Origin of the sequence: Nitrosomonas nitrosa (assembly GCF_003051105.1) — a bacterium.
Lineage (GTDB): Bacteria > Pseudomonadota > Gammaproteobacteria > Burkholderiales > Nitrosomonadaceae > Nitrosomonas > Nitrosomonas nitrosa.
Window position 1 is genome coordinate 78,096 of sequence record NZ_QAOO01000003.1, and the last position, 18,156, is coordinate 96,251.

Sequence of the window (18,156 nt, forward strand, 5' to 3'; positions counted from 1 at the left end):
AAGCATTGAAAAGATCGAGTGCTTGGGTGAAGATCATTTACTGAAGTTATATTATCTTAATATTTTAAGGAGACGGAATGAATAAACAAATTATCCAGACATCCGATGCGCCGCAAGCTATCGGGACATATTCGCAAGCAGTTCGCATCAAAGGGGGGGAGACGGTCTACCTTTCGGGGCAAATTGGGTTGGACCCAGTGACGATGCAGATGGTAGAGGGTTTTGAGGCGCAGACCGAACGGGTTATACAGAACATGAAGGCTGTAGCGATTGCGAGTGGTGGCAGTCTGGATGATATCGTCAAGCTCAATGTTTACTTAATTGATCTGACAAATTTTTCCAAAGTTAACGACATCATGGCTAGATATTTCAGCCAGCCTTATCCCGCGCGCGCAGCAATTGGTGTGGCTGCACTTCCCCGCGGTGCGCTGGTTGAGATGGAGGCGGTATTGGTTTTACCCGATAAAGCGTGACCGGACGCGCCTTCAGGGTGGAAGAATAATAAAAAATCATTCAAACAGTTCATTTGAATACCTCTCTGCGCAATCCATTGTCTTGCATCGATCAGCCATTTCGGCAAAAGCTTGCCAAGCTGGGTATACGCAGTGAATTAGATCTCATTTTGCATTTACCCCTTCGATACGAAGATGAAACCAAGCTTTATTCCATCCGGGGCGCCCCGGAAAGTAAAGCGGTTTTAGTCGAAGGGGTGATTATTCATTGTGAGATCATCACGCGGCCACGACGACAATTGATTTGTCGGATCGAGGACGCAACAGGTGTGCTTTCGCTTCGTTTTCTTCATTTTTATCCCAATCAAGTGAAAAGCTATACGATAGGGACCCGATTAAGGGTGTTTGGCGAAGTGCGCTCGAGCTTTTTTGGTATGGAAATGATTCATCCAAGGTGCCGGATTGTTCATGAGGGTGCATCGCTCGCCGATGCCCTGACGCCTGTTTATCCAACCACTTCGGGTATTACGCAAAGAAATCTCACGAAACTGATTCAACAAGTGCTGCAAAGCGATCGGGGTGCCGATTACTTGGCAGAGATACTGCCAGAAGCGGTGCTTGCCAAATATCGTTTGCCTGGATTCAAAGAGAGTATCAACTTCCTGCACCACCCACCTTCTGAAACAGCTTTGGCGCAATTGGAATCGCGCACTCATCCTGCATGGCAGCGAATAAAATTCGATGAATTGCTCGCCCAGCAACTCTCTCTGCGCATGCACTATCGCCAGCGGCGTAACTATCAGGCGCCCGCTTTGTATCAAAAAGGCTATTTGACTAAGATGCTACGAAACGCACTGTCTTTTGCTTTGACGAGCGCACAGGAAAAGGTGCTGGTTGAGATAAGCCGGGATCTCTCGACGGCGCACCCCATGCAGCGTTTATTGCAAGGTGATGTCGGCAGCGGTAAAACGATCGTGGCGGCGCTTGCAGCTTTGCAGGCTATTGAAAATGGTTACCAGGTCGCCATCATGGCGCCCACAGAAATTTTAGCTGAACAACATTATCAAAAATTTCTGACCTGGCTGGTGCCACTTGGCGTCAAAGTGGCGTGGTTATCCGGGAGCCAAAGAAAAAAAGAACGTGAGCGCGAATTGACAGAGATCGCCGGAGGCTATGCCATGTTGGCTGTCGGTACGCATGCTTTGTTTCAGGAACAAGTTCAATTTCATCGTTTGGGGTTGGTGATTGTCGATGAGCAGCACCGATTTGGCGTGCATCAGCGACTGGCGTTGCGCTACAAGGGGACGGATACAAATTGGATTCCCCATCAATTGATGATGAGTGCGACCCCCATTCCACGCACACTTTCAATGAGCTATTACGCTGATTTGGATGTGTCTGTCATCGATCAATTGCCTCCCGGAAGATTGCCTGCCATGACCAAGCTGATCGATGAAAGTCGGCGTGACGAGGTGATTACGCGTGTCAGGGAGGCGTGTCATGCAGGGAAGCAGGCGTACTGGGTTTGCCCGCTGATCGAGGAGTCTGAAGTGTTACAACTCAAAACTGCTGTGGAGACTTATGAACAGCTAGGCCGAATATTTCCTGATCTCAAAATTGGCCTCGTGCACGGGCAGCTCAAGGTCAAAGACAAATCGGCTGTGATGACCGCATTCAGTCTAGGAGAAATTCAATTACTGGTGGCGACCACTGTGATCGAGGTGGGTGTGGATGTGCCTAATGCCTCGCTTATGGTCATCGAACACGCTGAACGCATGGGGCTATCGCAACTCCATCAACTGCGCGGCCGCATTGGCCGAGGGAATGATGAGGGGGTGTGCGTGTTACTTTACCAAAAGCCGTTATCTCAGATTGCACGCGAACGGCTGCGTATCATTTTCGAGCATAATGATGGATTTGAAATTGCACGGCAGGATCTTAACCTACGTGGTCCAGGGGAATTCCTGGGAACTCGCCAAAGTGGCGTTCCGCTGTTGAGATTTGCGGATCTGCAGTGTGATATGGATTTGCTGGAGGCGGCTCGTGAGACTGCGGATTATATGTTGAACCATTTCCCTGAGAATGCTCAATGCCACCTCCAGCGCTGGTTGGGAGACAGGAAAGATTATCTGCGGGTATGATTCATGCATAAAATACCTCGAATAAACTCTCAAATAGATAGAAATAGAAGCTGATAACCTACCCGTTTTTCGGCGACAACAAGATAATTTTTTTGTTCACTTTATGTGTTGCCATTCTGGGGAAATATGCGTAGAATCTTTCTCAACCCTACCAAGTTTATGGGTTTCTAAGGACTAGACAAAGAAATAAACTTTCAAAAGGAGATAAAGATATGGATGAAAATAGATGGGATGATGGCAAGCTATTCAAACTCGTTGCTGCAACCACCATTGGCCTTATCGTTGTAGGTATAGTGGTATTTTATTCAGGAATTGGCGGCGCTTACTAATTAGCCGTAATTAGAAAATACCAATTTTTCTGAGTAGCCACCCCTTAGCATCAATGCTAAGAATGGATATGTCAAGGGGTGGCTAATATATAAAAATCTCTTCATAACTGGCTAGTGTCCTATAGCATTACGCTAGAAAGACCTGCTATGAAGTAATTCATTATCTTATATAGATGATGAGATTTTCTAGGCAAGGTTTAGGAAATTTTTAAAGCATCAAAAAAAGCCGGGTAGTTAGGGTGTTTAATCCTTTTTAGTCCAATAGATTTTCTATCTCGCACCTGCTTGCTCCTGATTCATGTTGGCATTCACAACCACGATTTAGATCCAATCCCGAAAATTGCGCGATCGATAGCCCATGAAGTGCGCCCGCCCTTCTGTTGCTTGACTATGACTCGAATTCGCTCCTGGGGACGCCGGACTGACGGATGATCGATTGAAGCGTACCAAGACGGCGTTCATTGTGGTTTGGAACTGGCACAGTGATCGTTGTCTCCGATAATTTTTTCTGCATGATGATGTGGCTGCCTCGCCGATGTGCCTCCAGAAAACCGTGACGTGCAAGAATAGCGCAGGCTTGCTTTCCAGAAAGGATGCGTAGCTTACCCAATGGCAATCTCTACTTGGGTTATATAGACTTCCTCGTGTAATCGCGCCTGAATCTCTTCTTGGGATGCCGTTTCAAAAAAAAGCTCCAACGCTTCTTTAAGGTTATCACGGGCATCAGTGATTGTTTCTCCTTGACTGGCTATATCCAGTTCTGGGCAGAACGACACATATCCAGACCCTTCACGTTCAATTATGGCTGTAAGCTGTCTTCGCATCATCCTGGTACCTGTTTGTTGAAATAATCAATGAAAGGGGAAAATAAGGAACAGATATTTCGATTTTACTATAGCCGTTCGCTCGCTTTTAACTTTAATCGTCATAGCGGCATAGAATTAAAAAATACTGTACAGAAACGGGTGCAGCGACAGAGTTGTACTCGCGCTACCGATTCGTTCCCGATGATTGCCCGAGCGCTAGCAAGTGAAGCGGCTCTACTCTGCTTTGACGAGTTGCAGATCACGGATATCGCCGATACCTTGGTACTCACGCGATTGTTCAAGGAACTGTTTGTTTAGGGTGTATTGCAGTGGCAACACCCAACTACCCACTTGATGATCTTTACAGGCATGGCCTGAATGGGCAGTGTTTTCTGCCCTTCATCAAGCATCAAGGAAAAACTTCAAGGTATTCCCCTCGAGGGCCCAATCGATTATCGGTACAACTGACTAAAACGAGCAGACACATATTATTTCCCGTTTAACAAAGAAACGACCGCTAAATTGTCGGCCACTTTTTCTCGGCTAACCGATCGCCGGGTGGAAGACCGGGCGAAGGTTTCCAGCGAAAGGTTGTTAGTGCAAGGCCGTTCCCTGTTTGTGCCGAAAGCGGCGCGTGGCGGAGAAGTTTTCTCCTCCAAGCGATTATGGGCGAATTTACTTGGTTTGGTAGACTAACTCGCCATCGCCAGAACTTACCATGAGGTCATTATGGTTGTGATGCCACAAATTTCTACTAGAATAGAAATTCTTGATTCTGTACCTGACCCCGTTGTTATTTTGCGCAATTTGGAAGTTGATTTCATAAGCACCCTCCAGGCTTGCTATATATAGGCCAATGAACTACACTTAGCAGATGAATTTCGAATGGGATGAAGCCAAAAGCGAAGCCTGCTTTCGCGAGCGTGGATTCGACTTTGCTTATGCTGCACGCGCTTTTTTCGATCCAGATCGTGTGATTCAGCTGGATGATCGCTATAGCTACAATGAAGAGCGCTATCAGCTGATGGGCATGATTGAACGGCGCCTGTTCGTCCTAGTCTACATACCCAGAAGCAATGCGATGCGCATCATTTCCGCTCGCAAAGCCAACCAACGAGAGATCCGCCACTATGAAGACCATAAGCGTGAAGATTGACCCTGCTATTCCTACCACGATCAAACTGGGACGCATTGACCCTGCGCGGGTGGATGCCACCACCGAACAGGACATTGCCGTCCAGCAGGTTGCCGATGAAATAGAAGCCATGCAAGATGCAGCCAAATTCACACGCCGCGTGCGCAAGCGCCTGGGATTGAGCCAGCTTGAGTTTTCCGAACGCATCGGTGTTTCGCTCAACACTATTCGCAACTGGGAACAGGGCAAGCGCTGCCCGACCGGGGCCGCCAAAGCCTTGCTCAAGATACTGGATAAAGCTCCCGAAGCAGCGCTCGCTGCACTTGATTGAAACAAAGAAATAAATGGGTTTCGAGATAGTGACAGGTATGATAATGTTAATAGATGATGCTGTTCTCTGTGTTGCTCGGTTGGCCACAATCCTATGAGCAAGAGTAGTATTAAAAAAAATACTGGTGCAATGTGTTTCGTTTATCGGCATCCTAAATCTGCAAATCGTCAGGAACAATCTCAGGAAAGGGGGTCCTATGTGTTTGCCCACTACTGCGCTAGATCACGATAACTTCTATCAAAGCAATAAATAAGCAATGAATAAGCAACAAATAGAGACCTGTATTAAGCATTGTTGCTTCTGCATCAAACATGCTTCACAGCATAAATTGCTTGTTTACTGAGATTTATCTACTTGATCGCTTTCAGCAAAAAAACGTTCTACCTCAGCTAAATTCCGCGTGCGTTTCATAGGCGGTAAGCTTTGCCAAATGCGTTTGCCATAGGGTTGAGTAATCAGGCGTGGATCACAGATCATCAATACCCCCCGATCTTTTTCATCCCGAATAAGGCGGCCTGCGCCTTGTTTTAAATTGATGATAGCGCGTGGCAATTGATATTCCATGAAGGCATTACGGCCTTCCTTGTTGAGTTTATCAATGCGTGCCGACAATACCGGATCATCGGGTGAGGCAAACGGTAGTTTATCAATGATGACCAGTGAAAGTGCTTCTCCCCGTACATCCACGCCTTCCCAGAAGGACTGGCTGCCGATCAGAATGGCGTTACCCAAATTGCGGAAGCGTTCCAGCATGGTGGTGCGTGAGCCTTGTCCTTGCAATAGCAGAGGAAAATCCAGTTGCGCTTGCTCAAACAGCGTTTGGAGTTGCTCATAAACCTGTTGCATGGCGCGTAAGCTGGTGCATAAAAAGAAGGCTCGGCCTCGGCTAGCTTTTATAACCGGCAATGCCGCTTTGACTACGCTGTCGGTGTAGCTGCGGTCATTGGGGTTGGGTAAGTCTGTAGGGACATAAAACAACGCTTGTTGTGAATAATCGAAGGGGCTACTCCAACTGAGGGACTGGGCTGTCGCGAGTCCCATCGCTTGGTTATAATGGGTGAAATCGTTTCTGACCGCCAAGGTTGCCGAAGTAAAGATCCAGGCACGTGGTGAGGCATTTAATTGTTTATTGAAAACTTCGGCGATAGAGAGGGGGGTGGCATTGAGCTGCAAAGCCTGGCTAAATGTTTCAACCCAACGAACATAGCCTTCATCTTCGATTTGCTCACTCCAGCGCTTGATGACAGCGTGTAGGTCGCAAGCGCGGCGCCAGCAATTTTCTAGGCCTTGCGAACGTGCCGCTTGATTTTCAAGTAAGCTGGCGAGTTGCGACAGTTTGTCCAGTAAGCTATCCAGCGTATTTTTAAACTCCACATTTTGCATCACTTTTGTTGCAGCTAAGCGTGAGTTTTCTCCGGGAATGGCTAGCCGTAAATCACGAGCTGTTTTTTCCATAGCAGAAATTGCATCGGGGAGAGGGACGAAATCTCTGGCGCTAGCGATGGCCTCGGTCTGCGCGTCACGCGCAAGTTCCAGTAACTGACTGGTGCTGACCGATTCGCCGAAAAAAAGACTGGCGACCTCAGGCAGTTGATGAGCCTCATCGAAGATCACCGTATTGCATGCAGGCAATAGTTCCGATAGTCCCTCATCGCGCAGCATCACATCAGCAAAGAACAGATGGTGATTGACGACCACGACATCGGCAGAAAGTGCGCGCTTGCGTGCTTCCATGACAAAGCATTGTTTATAATGCGGGCATTCGGAGCCGAGGCAATTGTCGCGAGTGGAGGTGACATACTGCCATATGGCGGCATGCTCGGGCACTTTGTTGAGACCGCTTTTATCGCCGTGTTGGCTGGTGTTGGCATAGCGCTCGATCAACCCGAGATAGCCGATCTCCTCGCGGGATGCGAAGTTGAATCGATCGCTCTGTAATGTTCTTTCCAGGTGATAATGGCAGACATAATTAGCACGGCCTTTTAATAACGCAACCGTAACCGGAATCTTCAGTGCTTTACGGACAGTAGGGATATCACGATTGAACAATTGGTCTTGTAACGTTTTTGTGCCGGTAGAAAGGATGACTTTACCTCCCATCAATAGTGCAGGCACTAGATAAGCAAAAGTTTTCCCTGTACCGGTACCGGCTTCCGCCACCAGCACGCCATGATGCGCTATCGTCTCTGCAATCGATTCTGCCATTGATAATTGCTGGGGACGAACGCGGTAGCCCGGAATAGTCGATGCCAGGAGGCCATTTACAGAAAAAATGTGAGCGAGATCGGACATGAAAAATTATTGTCGGCTAAAATAGCGCTTTTACCAAAAGAGTGATGAATTGACAGAGTAGGCTGGGTTCAATTTTGCCTGTTTTATCTGAATTCAGGAAACCTTTATTGGATTTGCCTGGAGTGATTGGCTGAATGTTTAAACCAAGAAATGATCATTTTTGTTTCACTTTTTTATTGTTGCCTTGTCATGCAGCAAATCTTGCCTGAGAAAACTCAGGGGAATGTCTAAAAATTCAGCGTTTTGAACAAGATGAGGCCAGAACAAAAAATGTTGACGCAGCATATGATTGATATGTAAGGAAACATTTTTTGTGAATAACGCTGTATTGTGACGAAATATGGATTTTTAGAGATACCCTCAGGATATATTCCATCTGTAATGAATAATTACTTTTTCCAGATTTTTGTATTTTTTTTATTGACCAGTTTAGCTGTGGTTGCAAATGCGACCGACCAGCCAGTTAATTCAGAAAAACCCATTCCAGAAAAAAAGCCCCTTCCTATCCATATCGAGGCTGACAAAATAGAAGGCTATCCCCAGCGGGAAGTTGACGCAATAGGGAATGCTAAATTGCTGCGGGGTGATGAGGTAATTACTGCCGACCAAATTAAATATTACCCTGCTACCGAAGATGTGGTGGTTGAAGGGAAAGTACATTTAGAGCGCAAGAAAGACGTGCTGGAGGGTACTGATCTCAAGATAAATCTGGAAAACAAAAAGGGGGAGCTTGGTCAACCGAGCTATTTTCTGAAAGAAGGCGGGGGGCGGGGAACCGGTAGCCTGTTCGTATCCGAGGGTGAAGACTATTACCGGTTAAAAAAGGGAGAATATACAACCTGTCCTGTTGGCAACGATGATTGGTTCATCCGGGCGGATGATTTGCAAATCGATCAAAAGGAAGAAATCGGTACCGCCCGCAATGTCAGTGTATTATTCAAGAATGTACCCATTCTGTATGCGCCATGGATGGATTTTTCCTATAGCGGTAAGCGGAAAACTGGGCTACTCGCGCCGATCATGGGGAATACAGCGCGCAGTGGGGTAGAAATATCGCTGCCGTTTTACTGGAATATCGCACCCAACTATGATGCAACGATCTCTCCTCGCGCCATGAGTAAGCGAGGCATCATGTTCAACAACGAGTTCCGCTACATGGGGGAAACGATGGGAGGGCAGGTGCTGTTCGATATCTTGCCGGATGATCTGATTACGGATAAAACACGTTACGGTCTGTTCCTAAATCACGCTCAATATCTGGGAAAGGGTTGGACGGGCAACCTCGACTATAATCTGGTTTCCGACCGTGATTTTTTCCGCGATCTTGCCAATAACGTTGGACTAACCTCGAGAACCAACTTGCTGCAACAGATAGCGACCTCTTACAACAGCCATCTGGGGCCTAACGGGGCGATCAACTTCACCGCACTGGTTCAAAGTTTCCAGACGATCCAAGATCCACGCGCACTGATCACGCCACCTTATAAACGGCTACCGCAATTCTCCGTGACAGCCTCGCAACGGAACATCTATGGGTTTGATTTCGATTTTACTGGCGTCTGGACTCATTTTTATCATGGAGGACAACGCACCCCTGATGGGCAACGTGTAAATCTGGTCGATGGGTTGCGTCTGGTACTTTTTCCCAGTGTCAGCGTGCCTCTGCAAACCTCTTTTGGTTTTATCAAACCCAAAGTTGGCTTGCACCATACCCGCTATAATTTGAGTGATCCAGTCAGTGAGATGGGAGAATCAAGCCCTAATCGTACTGTACCGATATTCAGCCTTGATAGTGGCGTGGTGTTCGAGCGCGATACCACGTTTAGAGATGAAAGTTTCGTGCAGACTTTAGAACCGCGGATTTATTATCTTTATGTCCCTTACCGGAATCAGGATGACCGCCTGTTCCCCAACTTCGATTCTGCAGAAATGGACTTCAGCTTTGCTCAGATTTTTACCGAGAACCGGTTCAGCGGTCATGATCGAATCAATGACGCCAATGAAATCACATTCGCCTTGACTTCCCGTCTGATCGAATCCTCTACAGGGAATGAACGATTACGGATAGCCGCTGGACAAAGGATACGTTTTTCAGATCGTCGCGTTGTGCTGGGTTCACAGCAACAACAAACGACCAGCGATAAATCTGACTTTATTGCGGCGATAACGGGGCGGATTACCCCTGTAATTACGACGGATACGAGCATACAGCTCGATCAGAACGAGTTACGGACAGAAAAAATCCGTGCCGGTATTAGCTATCACCCAGAGCCTGGGAAAGTACTCAATCTGGGTTATCGTTTCACACGAGGCATACCTGGCCTGGTTCAGACCAACCCGTTTTTTCTACCGCCAGGGGTGGGGCTAGAGCAAGTCGATGCATCCACGCAGTGGCCCATACTCAAGAATTGGCAGGCCATGGCCAGTGTGAATTACTCGTTGAAGGATGATAAGCTGCTAGCTGGGCTGGTAGGAATAGAATACAACTCGTGTTGCTGGTCATTGCGCATGGTGCTTAACCGATTTATTACGGCAACGGAAAGAACTTCAACGGCATTTTTTGTCCAACTCGAATTGAATGGTTTGATGCGTATCGGAAACAATCCGATACGGGCATTGCAGCAGGGGATTCCCGGCTACACCCGAACCAGTGAACAGTGATTAGGTTGAACAACTTGTTAAGGGATAAATAACAACGGTGATAAGCGTAGGTAGGAAGATACGGTTCTGCAACGATAATTTGAGAAGATTTGTGCAATGCGTGTTCATGCTGTTCTTCGTTTTGACGGGGGGATATGTCATGGCGCAGGAAGAGACTATCCCCTTGCAGGAAGAGACTGAACCCGCGCAGGAAGTGACTGTACTCAATCAAGTGGTGCCGATCGACCACATTGTCGCCGTCGTCAATGAGGAAGTTATCACACGCAACGAACTCAACGATTTGATTGAAAATACCGTCAAGCAATTACAAAAACAAGGTACCCAATTGCCTCCCTATGACGTGCTAGAAAAGCAGTTGCTGGAGCGCCTTATTATGACGAGAATCCAATTGCAGCGCGCCAAAGAAATAGGTATTTCCGTGAGCGATACCGAGCTTGATCAGACCCTGAGGAATATTGCTAAGGAAAATAATCTCTCCATGGGCGATTTCTATGCTGCGCTTGAACAGGAGGGTATCGGTCTCAGCCGCTTTCGTGATGAGATCCGCGATGAAATGCTCATGGTGCGACTAAAAGAGCGTGAGATCAGCAGCCGTGTCAATGTGACGGAAGGGGAGATAGATAATTTTCTTCGAACACAGGAAACGTCAGCGATTGGAAACGATGACTACCATGTGGCGCATATCCTGGTTCAGATTTTTGAACAAATGGACGCTGCCCAAGTGGAGGCGAAACGATTACGTGCCGAGGAGGCATTAGCAAAATTGCAAGAAGGGGTTGAGTTCGCTCAAGTATCCGCTGAGTTTTCCGACGCTCCGAATGCGCTGCAGGGCGGTGATCTTGGCTGGCGTCCTATCATGCAGATGGGGCCGGCTTTTGCCGAGATGTTGATCAATATGCAACCGGGCGAAGTGACGCCTGTCATTCAAAGCCCTGTCGGCTTTCATATTCTCAAGTTAATGGGCAGGCGCCCGCAAGAAACGCCCGTTGTCATTATCAATCAAACGAATGCACGCCATATTCTTATCAAGATCAATGAATTGACATCGGAGGACGATGCTCATCGCATGATTATGCAAATCAAAGATCGCATCGATAGTGGCGCGAATTTTGCTGAAACGGCCAAAGCCTATTCCGAAGATGCAAGCGCTTCATCTGGCGGGGATTTGGGTTGGCTTTCTCCAGGGGATACCGTGCGTGAATTCGAGCAGGCGATGGATGCGCTACTTCCTGGACAAATTAGCCCGCCGGTCAGAACACAATTTGGTTGGCATTTGATTCAAGTCGTTCAACGCCGAACACAAGATGTGAGCGAGCAGCAACAACGTCAGCATGCCCACAAGGCGATCCATGCCAGAAAAGCCGATATGGTCATGCAAGAATGGTTGCAACAGCTGCGCGATCAGGTTTACGTCGAATATCGGGCCGAAGATATTTAATGGTTGATTTGAGTTGAAACCGCTTCTTAAGCTCGCGCTGACGGCCGGCGAACCTGCCGGCATTGGTCCTGATTTATGTGTTCAGATAGCGCAGGAAGCCTTGCCATGCCAGTTAGTGGTCATAGCCGACCGTAACCTGATAAAGGAACGGGCTGCGATGCTGCAACAACCTTTGAAAATCATCGACTATACCCCTGATTGCGTCCGCGAGCATAATGCGGGTAGCTTGCAAATTTGCTCTATTTCGGCCGAGGTGCCAGTATTGCCTGGAAAACTGGATACGGCCAATGCGGCTTATGTGCTCAAGACATTGCGGTACGCAACAGTGGGCTGTAGCAGTGGAATATTCGACGCACTGGTGACCGCGCCTGTACACAAGGGCATTATCGTCGAGGCAGGTATTCCTTTTACCGGCCATACTGAATTCTTGGCAGAAATGACCGGTAGTGACGTAGTCATGATGTTGGTGGGCGGCAATATGCGAGTGGCACTCGCTACGACACATTTGCCATTGCGGTCTGTAGCCGATGCGATCACATTCGAACAACTGGAACAAAAATTGCGGATCATTCATCACGATTTGCGCGGCCGTTTTTTAATCGACAAGCCTTGTATTGCTGTTGCAGGACTCAATCCGCATGCGGGTGAATTCGGTCATTTGGGTCGTGAAGAGATTGACATCATTATTCCAGTACTCGATCAGCTTCGGAACGAGGGTATGAACCTCGTCGGTCCTTTACCGGCTGATACGTTGTTTAATCCAGCACGCTTGCAGCATTACGATTGTGTTTTTGCGATGTATCATGATCAAGGGTTGCCAGTGCTCAAATATGCAAGCTTTGGCTCGGGTGTCAACGTGACATTAGGGCTGCCCATTATCCGTACCTCGGTCGATCATGGCACTGCACTTGATTTGGCGGGTACCGGAAATGCCGATGCAGGGAGTTTGCGCATGGCGATAGAAATGGCGATAACGCTTGCCCAGAAGAAACATGCTTGATAACGAGTCTACATTTTGCTGCAGCGATCACTGCGGGCTTAAGTATTTGTATCGATGAGATCGTGAAACCTATTCCACGCAAGCGTTTTGGTCAGAATTTTTTGATCGATCAGCAGATCATCGCGGCTATCATCCAGGCAATCCGGCCAACGAGCGGTGATCTGCTCGTTGAAATCGGCCCTGGATTGGCTGCATTGACACGTCCATTGCAACAAGTGCTGGGTCATCTTCATGTTGTGGAAGTCGATCGTGATATCGTGGCGCATTTACACCGGGAGTTCACGGAAGAGCAGCTCACTATTCACTCAGCCGACGCATTAAAGTTTGATTTTTCGCAGTGGGGGAATCGTGTAAGGATTGTCGGCAACCTGCCTTACAATATTTCTACTCCGTTGTTGTTTCATCTCGGGCAATTTTGTATGCATATTCTCGATATGCATTTCATGTTACAGAAGGAAGTGGTAGAGCGCATGGTCGCCATGCCTTCCACACCCGAATATGGCCGCTTGTCCGTCATGCTGCAGAATCGTTTTGAGATGGAGCAAATACTGCTCGTTCCAGCAGATTGTTTCCGGCCAATACCCAAAGTGCAGTCTGCGATCGTCCGCATGCTTCCGTTGGAACATTCCGTCGTACCTATCGAGCAAACACCGCTATTTTCCAAAGTGGTGACCGCTGCTTTCTCGCAGCGGCGTAAAACATTGCGTAACACATTGCGAGGTTTCCTGGATAGTGATGACTTCAGTGCGTTGGCATTGGATGCGGGATTGCGGGCAGAAAATTTGTCTGTTGCGCAATTCGCAGCAATCACCAATTATTTAAAGGAAAACAACAGCTGATGTAAGCTTGGCTTGTATCGCGCATCATCAGCCAATTGATATGGGTACCTCGTAAGAGACAAAAAATCGGCCTTGCGACCGGTTTTGGGGAGTCGGACAGATGACAATAGGTAACCCATTTATACAGGTCATGTGGCAGTTTCCTAGCTATCTACCCAATCTTTTCCTGTTAAGAATTCAGTGTAAAGCGCGGCTTCCGCACTACCCGCTTGCGGAGTCCAGTTGTACCGCCATTTGACGATAGGGGGGAGTGACATCAGGATGGATTCCGTTCGCCCGCCCGTTTGTAAACCAAACAGGGTACCGCGGTCCCAGACCAGGTTGAATTCGACATAACGCCCGCGGCGATATGCCTGGAAATCGCGTTCACGCTCACCATAGGGGGTGTTGAGGCGTCTTTGCAGGATAGGAAGGTAGGCTGTCAAAAAATGATTACCCACGCTTTGCATCAAGCTGAAGCAGGTGGTGAAATCAGGTTGGTTGAGGTCGTCAAAAAAAATACCGCCAATTCCACGCGGCTCTTTACGGTGTTTTAAATAAAAATAATCGTCACACCATTTTTTGAAGCGAGGGTAGTACTCATCGCCAAAAGGCTGGAGCGCCGTTTTACAGGTTTGGTGAAAATGGATGGCATCTTCTGTGAAGCCATAATAGGGTGTCATATCCATGCCGCCGCCAAACCACCAGACAGGTTCTGTGCCTTCTTTCTTGGCCTCAAAAAAGCGGACATTCATGTGAACCGTAGGCGCGTAGGGATTACGAGGATGCAAGACCAGCGATACACCGGTCGCTTCGAAGGAACGTCCGGCCAATTCGGGACGTGCAGCGGTTGCCGAGGCAGGCAAGCCTTTGCCATGCACATAGGAGAAGTTAACGCCGCCTCGTTCTAGTACATTGCCTTCTTCAATTACGCAGCTCAAGCCACCGCCTCCCTCAGGGCGATCCCAGGCATCATGCACAAAAGGCTTGCCATCGATTTGTTCCAGGCCAGCTACGATTCTTTTTTGTAAATTTGTCAGAAATGTTTTGACATATTCGGTATTCATGCTTTCCCCTAGGCTTTATTTATCAATCGAAACAATATTTTTTAGGCTGTATAGCATTCTACCGATAGGCTCACAGTGAGGGAAGAAAATCAGCGATCTCGAGGAAGGCCATGAGAAAATCGTTGCCTGCTATGATAGACTTGGGCCACTGAGATAACGAGAAAAATACGATGTCAGGCAATACACTTGGAAAGCTTTTTTGTGTCACTTCGTTTGGTGAGTCCCACGGGCCTGCGATTGGCTGTGTGGTGGATGGTTGTCCGCCAGGTATGACGTTAACCGATGATGATATTCAGCATGAGCTAGATCGGCGTAAACCAGGAACATCGCGCCACGTTACGCAGCGGCGTGAAGCGGATCGGGTGGAAATTCTTTCAGGTGTGTTCGAAGGAAAAACAACAGGGACACCCATTGCCTTGTTGATTCGCAACGAAGATCAGCGCAGTAAGGACTATAGCAAAATCATGAATGTATTTCGTCCAGGTCATGCCGATTACACTTACTGGCAGAAATACGGAATTCGTGATTATCGCGGCGGCGGGCGTGCGTCTGCCAGAGAAACGGCGGTGCGTGTGGCAGCGGCAGCCATTGCCAAAAAATGGTTGCATGAAGTCTACGGTATTGTCATCCGCGGCTATATGGCGCAGTTAGGGTCTATCCTGATACCTTTCAAGCAATGGGAAGATATCAATCAAAACCCTTTCTTCGCGCCGGATAACAGCCTTGTTCCGGAACTGGAAAGTTTTATGGATCGCTTGCGCAAGTCGGGAGATTCGGTGGGGGCGAAAATCAGCGTAGTCGCCGAGGGGGTACCCGTCGGATGGGGAGAACCTGTTTATGACCGGCTGGATGCTGAAATAGCCTATGCCATGATGAGCATCAATGCGGTTAAAGGTGTGGAAATCGGGGCAGGCTTTGCAAGTGTTAGTCAGAAGGGTACGGAGCATTCCGATGAAATGATGCCCGAGGGTTTTCTGAGTAATAATGCAGGGGGTATCTTAGGTGGCATTTCTACTGGTCAACCCATTACCGTCAATGTAGCGATCAAGCCGACATCGAGCATCCGGCTGGAAAGACGATCTATCGACAAGACGGGGAATCCCGTTATCGTCGAGACACATGGCAGACATGATCCCTGTGTTGGCATTCGTGCCACACCGATAGTTGAAGCGATGCTGGCATTGGTGCTGATGGATCATGCATTGCGGCACCGTGCTCAGAATGCTGATGTGGTGTGTAATACGCCGAAAATTCCGGGCACAGTGATCAATGACCCGATGGCGGCTACCTCCTCTAAACCGAAACCGCCAATGGCAGACGATCCCGAGCCTTATGAAGTGTAACTGAGTAGCCATGCTTCGGACAGCTCCTATGATGTTGCCTGTCTTCTACCGGGACTAAAAGCACTGGTTGCTTTTATCGGATAGGCAGTGACGCTCAGAGCCCTGGCAGCTCACTTTGTTTTGTTTCATGCGCCAGCAACCATTGTTTGCGGGGAAGACCACCGCCATAGCCAACCAATTTGCCGTTGGCACCGATCACGCGGTGGCAGGGAATAATGATGGAAATAGGATTCTTGCCATTTGCCAACCCTACAGCCCGTACTGCCTTGGGTGATTGAATGCGTTCAGCGATACTTTTATAACTGACAGTTTCGCCATAGGAAATCGTCGTAAGTAATTGCCAAACTTTTTCCTGGAACGCCGTTCCCGTTGCTTTGAGCGGAAGATCGAACTGATACAGCTCTTTTGCAAAATAAGCTTTTAACTGACTGATGGTTTCAGTAAAGCGCGATGGATCATGCACCCAGGTTTCTTTCATGTGTGGCAGGTAATTGTGCACATCCATATACAAGCCCGTAAGATGTTCACCATCACTCGTCAGTAACAGTGGATCGATAGGGCTCTCCATAATCGTGTAGTAGTTCATCGTTTAGCCTCCTGTACTTTAACCTAGATTCCTATCTAGGTTAAATGATGCCATAAGTAAATTGCGCCGTAAGCACGCCAGGGTTGCCATTTTTCTGTACGACGCCGAACTTCCATGGGGTTTTTTAACTGAAGTGCGCGCATAAGCCCTAGATCCGATTCGGGAATGGCATTGGGATCACCTAACGCACGCATGGCAATGTATTGTGCCGTCCATGGTCCGATTCCTGGCAACTCAAGCAGCTGTCTGAGGATCTCAGTCCGATTTTCTTGTTCCAGATCTAATGCGCCTTCCCTTATTTTTTGCGCGAGCTGGTGAATGGTGAGGGCGCGTCGTTGCGTTAAGCCGAGATCGATAATGGTTTGCAGCTTAGCGTTGGCGATCGCATCCGCCACGGGCGCGGTGCGATCCAATCCAGGAAACGGGGTTTCTACTGGCTTACCAAAAGCTGTCACAAAACGGCTATAGAGCGTAGTGGCTGCCTTAACGGTAACTTGCTGTCCCAGTATCGCGCGCAAACTCAACTCGAAGGCATCCAGAGTACGGGGAACGCGTAAACCGGAGTTATTGGCGATGAGTTGCCGTAGTGTTTTGTCGTTCTTGAGATGCGCTTCGATAATGGCGGGTTCTGCATCCAGGTCAAACAAAGTGTGTAAGCGTCTCTGGAGACAGGACAGATAAGGCGATAGCGACGGGGATACCTCCACGACGATCTGGTTATGCTCGGTATCCTGCCTTGCTGCAACCCAGCCGGTATGATCGTCGAGCTGGATCGTTCGCAGGTAGCGATTTGCCATAAGCTGCTCTACCCGAAAGCTGCCCCGGCTGCAAAAAAAACTGATTAAGGCGTGCCATGCCAAGGGTGGGTGATAATGCAGGTATAAAACGATCGATTTTTCCATTTCGTTAGTAACTCGGCTTCAGGTACGGTGGTCTATGGCTAGTGTTCATAATACTGCTGCCTCATTTTTTCGAAAAAACAAATCGCCGCCGCAGCGGCTACATTGAGTGATTCCGTGTTGCCTTGCATTGGAATGGCGATCTGCTCATCGATGACACCCAGTATCTGCTGTGACAATCCAGCGCCTTCGTTGCCAAAAACAAGCGCAATTGTACCTTTGAGATCCACTTGATAAAGGTGTCGTGGCGCTCGTAACGTGGCGGCAATGACCCTGCCGTTACTATTCTTAAAACGTTGAATTACCTGCGCCAGATCTGATGCCTCATGGAGAGTGAGCGCGAAATGGGCACCCATTGCCGCCCGCAATGTTTTCGGTGACCAGACATCGGCACAACCGTCGGATAAATAGATATCGCTGACACCAGCTGCGGCAGCTGAGCGCAGTATCGAACCCAGATTGCCAGGATCTTGTATCGCTTCCAGTAATAAGCAAAATGTTTGATGGTCATTGACAGTATTCGGTACGGTTGTGGGTATGGTGATGAGCGCAATGATACCAGTCGGTGTTTTAACGGGTGAAACTTGCTTGAATAGGCCATCGCTGAACATCACGGCGTGAACTTCCGCATTTTTGCTTATTTCGCTGACTAGACTACGAATTTCAGGGTGTTGGTAGCCTGATTCGCTCACGATCAGTTTGGTTGGCAGGCCTTGGGCACGCCGATAGGCTTGAATGAGGTGAGCCCCATCAAGCAGTGTTAGACAGTCTGATCGCCGCTGCCGAGCTGATTTCTCGAGTTTGATTAACTGTTTGAATAGAGCATGCTCGCGAGAAGTGATGGTGTGCATGAGGCGA

At 48.4% G+C, this 18,156-nt stretch carries 18 protein-coding genes; 11 read left to right on the plus strand and 7 right to left on the minus strand.

Annotated elements, in window-relative coordinates:
• Positions 1-77: 77 nt before the first annotated feature.
• Both C8R30_RS02190 and recG read left to right on the plus strand, forming a co-directional pair.
• Positions 78-473, plus strand: coding sequence for a RidA family protein (locus C8R30_RS02190; protein ID WP_090667171.1), 396 nt, complete (start codon positions 78-80; stop codon positions 471-473).
• A 53-nt stretch (positions 474-526) separates the two neighbouring features.
• Entirely contained in the window at positions 527-2,593 is a 2,067-nt protein-coding gene (recG, locus tag C8R30_RS02195) for an ATP-dependent DNA helicase RecG (protein ID WP_258191915.1), read from the plus strand.
• Positions 2,594-3,310: 717 nt separating this feature from the next.
• Here recG and C8R30_RS02200 read toward each other — a convergent pair.
• Together C8R30_RS02200 and C8R30_RS02205 are read right to left on the minus strand one after the other, a co-directional pair.
• A complete protein-coding gene (locus C8R30_RS02200; protein ID WP_107789431.1) occupies positions 3,311-3,532 on the minus strand; it encodes a type II toxin-antitoxin system HicA family toxin in 222 nt (73 codons plus the stop codon).
• Positions 3,525-3,749, minus strand: coding sequence for a type II toxin-antitoxin system HicB family antitoxin (locus C8R30_RS02205; RefSeq protein ID WP_090667165.1), 225 nt, complete (start codon positions 3,747-3,749; stop codon positions 3,525-3,527). The genes C8R30_RS02200 and C8R30_RS02205 overlap by 8 nt, the downstream gene beginning before the upstream one ends.
• 27 nt (positions 3,750-3,776) lie before the next feature.
• Here C8R30_RS02205 and zapE point away from each other — a divergent pair, with 27 nt between their 5' ends.
• From zapE to C8R30_RS02220, 4 genes are all read left to right on the plus strand, one after another.
• Entirely contained in the window at positions 3,777-4,046 is a 270-nt protein-coding gene (gene zapE, locus C8R30_RS16345; RefSeq protein WP_258191916.1) for an AFG1/ZapE family ATPase, read from the plus strand.
• A 204-nt stretch (positions 4,047-4,250) separates the two neighbouring features.
• A complete protein-coding gene (locus C8R30_RS16350) occupies positions 4,251-4,424 on the plus strand; it encodes a hypothetical protein (protein WP_181258684.1) in 174 nt (57 codons plus the stop codon).
• A 178-nt stretch (positions 4,425-4,602) separates the two neighbouring features.
• Positions 4,603-4,884: a BrnT family toxin gene (locus C8R30_RS02215; protein ID WP_107789432.1), complete on the plus strand. Its 282-nt coding sequence runs from the start codon at positions 4,603-4,605 to the stop codon at positions 4,882-4,884.
• Entirely contained in the window at positions 4,859-5,194 is a 336-nt protein-coding gene (locus tag C8R30_RS02220) for a helix-turn-helix domain-containing protein (protein WP_107789433.1), read from the plus strand. Before C8R30_RS02215 ends, C8R30_RS02220 begins: the two co-directional genes overlap by 26 nt.
• 336 nt (positions 5,195-5,530) lie before the next feature.
• Here C8R30_RS02220 and C8R30_RS02225 read toward each other — a convergent pair whose 3' ends face one another.
• Positions 5,531-7,486, minus strand: coding sequence for a DNA repair helicase YoaA (locus C8R30_RS02225; RefSeq protein WP_107789434.1), 1,956 nt, complete (start codon positions 7,484-7,486; stop codon positions 5,531-5,533).
• Positions 7,487-7,867: 381 nt separating this feature from the next.
• Between C8R30_RS02225 and C8R30_RS02230 the strand changes: the two genes are divergently transcribed.
• From C8R30_RS02230 to rsmA, 4 genes are all read left to right on the plus strand, one after another.
• Positions 7,868-10,147, plus strand: coding sequence for an LPS-assembly protein LptD (locus tag C8R30_RS02230; RefSeq protein WP_107789435.1), 2,280 nt, complete (start codon positions 7,868-7,870; stop codon positions 10,145-10,147).
• Between the two features lie 106 nt (positions 10,148-10,253).
• Complete coding sequence (locus C8R30_RS02235; RefSeq protein ID WP_107789436.1) at positions 10,254-11,585, plus strand: peptidylprolyl isomerase; 1,332 nt, start codon at positions 10,254-10,256, stop codon at positions 11,583-11,585.
• 13 nt (positions 11,586-11,598) lie between these two features.
• Positions 11,599-12,585: a 4-hydroxythreonine-4-phosphate dehydrogenase PdxA gene (gene pdxA, locus C8R30_RS02240; protein ID WP_107789437.1), complete on the plus strand. Its 987-nt coding sequence runs from the start codon at positions 11,599-11,601 to the stop codon at positions 12,583-12,585.
• A 62-nt stretch (positions 12,586-12,647) separates the two neighbouring features.
• Positions 12,648-13,424 carry a 16S rRNA (adenine(1518)-N(6)/adenine(1519)-N(6))-dimethyltransferase RsmA gene (gene rsmA, locus C8R30_RS02245; RefSeq protein ID WP_181258691.1) on the plus strand — a complete coding sequence of 259 codons (777 nt, stop codon included), beginning with the start codon at positions 12,648-12,650 and terminating at the stop codon, positions 13,422-13,424.
• Between the two features lie 143 nt (positions 13,425-13,567).
• On the opposite strand, the gene hemF is transcribed toward rsmA, so the two are convergent.
• Complete coding sequence (hemF, locus tag C8R30_RS02250; protein WP_107789438.1) at positions 13,568-14,470, minus strand: oxygen-dependent coproporphyrinogen oxidase; 903 nt, start codon at positions 14,468-14,470, stop codon at positions 13,568-13,570.
• A 170-nt stretch (positions 14,471-14,640) separates the two neighbouring features.
• On the opposite strand from hemF, the gene aroC reads away from it, so the two are divergent.
• Positions 14,641-15,813, plus strand: coding sequence for a chorismate synthase (gene aroC, locus C8R30_RS02255; RefSeq protein WP_107789439.1), 1,173 nt, complete (start codon positions 14,641-14,643; stop codon positions 15,811-15,813).
• 94 nt (positions 15,814-15,907) lie between these two features.
• Here the strand turns inward: aroC and C8R30_RS02260 are convergent, their stop codons facing one another.
• The 3 genes from C8R30_RS02260 to C8R30_RS02270 are packed head-to-tail and all read right to left on the minus strand — an operon-like array spanning position 15,908 to position 18,149.
• On the minus strand, positions 15,908-16,399 hold the full coding sequence (locus C8R30_RS02260) for a methylated-DNA--[protein]-cysteine S-methyltransferase (protein WP_090667142.1): 492 nt from the start codon (positions 16,397-16,399) through the stop codon (positions 15,908-15,910).
• 35 nt (positions 16,400-16,434) lie between these two features.
• Positions 16,435-17,301 (minus strand): DNA-3-methyladenine glycosylase family protein, encoded by an 867-nt coding sequence (locus tag C8R30_RS02265; RefSeq protein WP_090667139.1) that lies wholly within the window; start codon positions 17,299-17,301, stop codon positions 16,435-16,437.
• 38 nt (positions 17,302-17,339) lie between these two features.
• Positions 17,340-18,149, minus strand: coding sequence for a TrmH family RNA methyltransferase (locus C8R30_RS02270; protein WP_107789440.1), 810 nt, complete (start codon positions 18,147-18,149; stop codon positions 17,340-17,342).
• Between the last annotated feature and the right edge of the window lie 7 nt (positions 18,150-18,156).

Bases quoted from the DNA above. Each gene is read 5' to 3' on its own strand.
- C8R30_RS02205 (WP_090667165.1), bottom strand. From the start codon at position 3,749: ATGATGCGAAGACAGCTTACAGCCATAATTGAACGTGAAGGGTCTGGA.
- C8R30_RS02225 (WP_107789434.1), bottom strand. From the start codon at position 7,486: ATGTCCGATCTCGCTCACATTTTTTCTGTAAATGGCCTCCTGGCATCG.
- C8R30_RS02190 (WP_090667171.1), top strand. From the start codon at position 78: ATGAATAAACAAATTATCCAGACATCCGATGCGCCGCAAGCTATCGGG.
- C8R30_RS02235 (WP_107789436.1), top strand. From the start codon at position 10,254: ATGCTGTTCTTCGTTTTGACGGGGGGATATGTCATGGCGCAGGAAGAG.
- aroC (WP_107789439.1), top strand. From the start codon at position 14,641: ATGTCAGGCAATACACTTGGAAAGCTTTTTTGTGTCACTTCGTTTGGT.
- C8R30_RS02220 (WP_107789433.1), top strand. From the start codon at position 4,859: ATGAAGACCATAAGCGTGAAGATTGACCCTGCTATTCCTACCACGATC.
- C8R30_RS02215 (WP_107789432.1), top strand. From the start codon at position 4,603: ATGAATTTCGAATGGGATGAAGCCAAAAGCGAAGCCTGCTTTCGCGAG.
- zapE (WP_258191916.1), top strand. From the start codon at position 3,777: ATGAAAGGGGAAAATAAGGAACAGATATTTCGATTTTACTATAGCCGT.
- C8R30_RS02265 (WP_090667139.1), bottom strand. From the start codon at position 17,301: ATGGAAAAATCGATCGTTTTATACCTGCATTATCACCCACCCTTGGCA.
- hemF (WP_107789438.1), bottom strand. From the start codon at position 14,470: ATGAATACCGAATATGTCAAAACATTTCTGACAAATTTACAAAAAAGA.
- C8R30_RS02260 (WP_090667142.1), bottom strand. From the start codon at position 16,399: ATGAACTACTACACGATTATGGAGAGCCCTATCGATCCACTGTTACTG.
- C8R30_RS02270 (WP_107789440.1), bottom strand. From the start codon at position 18,149: ATGCACACCATCACTTCTCGCGAGCATGCTCTATTCAAACAGTTAATC.
- C8R30_RS02230 (WP_107789435.1), top strand. From the start codon at position 7,868: ATGAATAATTACTTTTTCCAGATTTTTGTATTTTTTTTATTGACCAGT.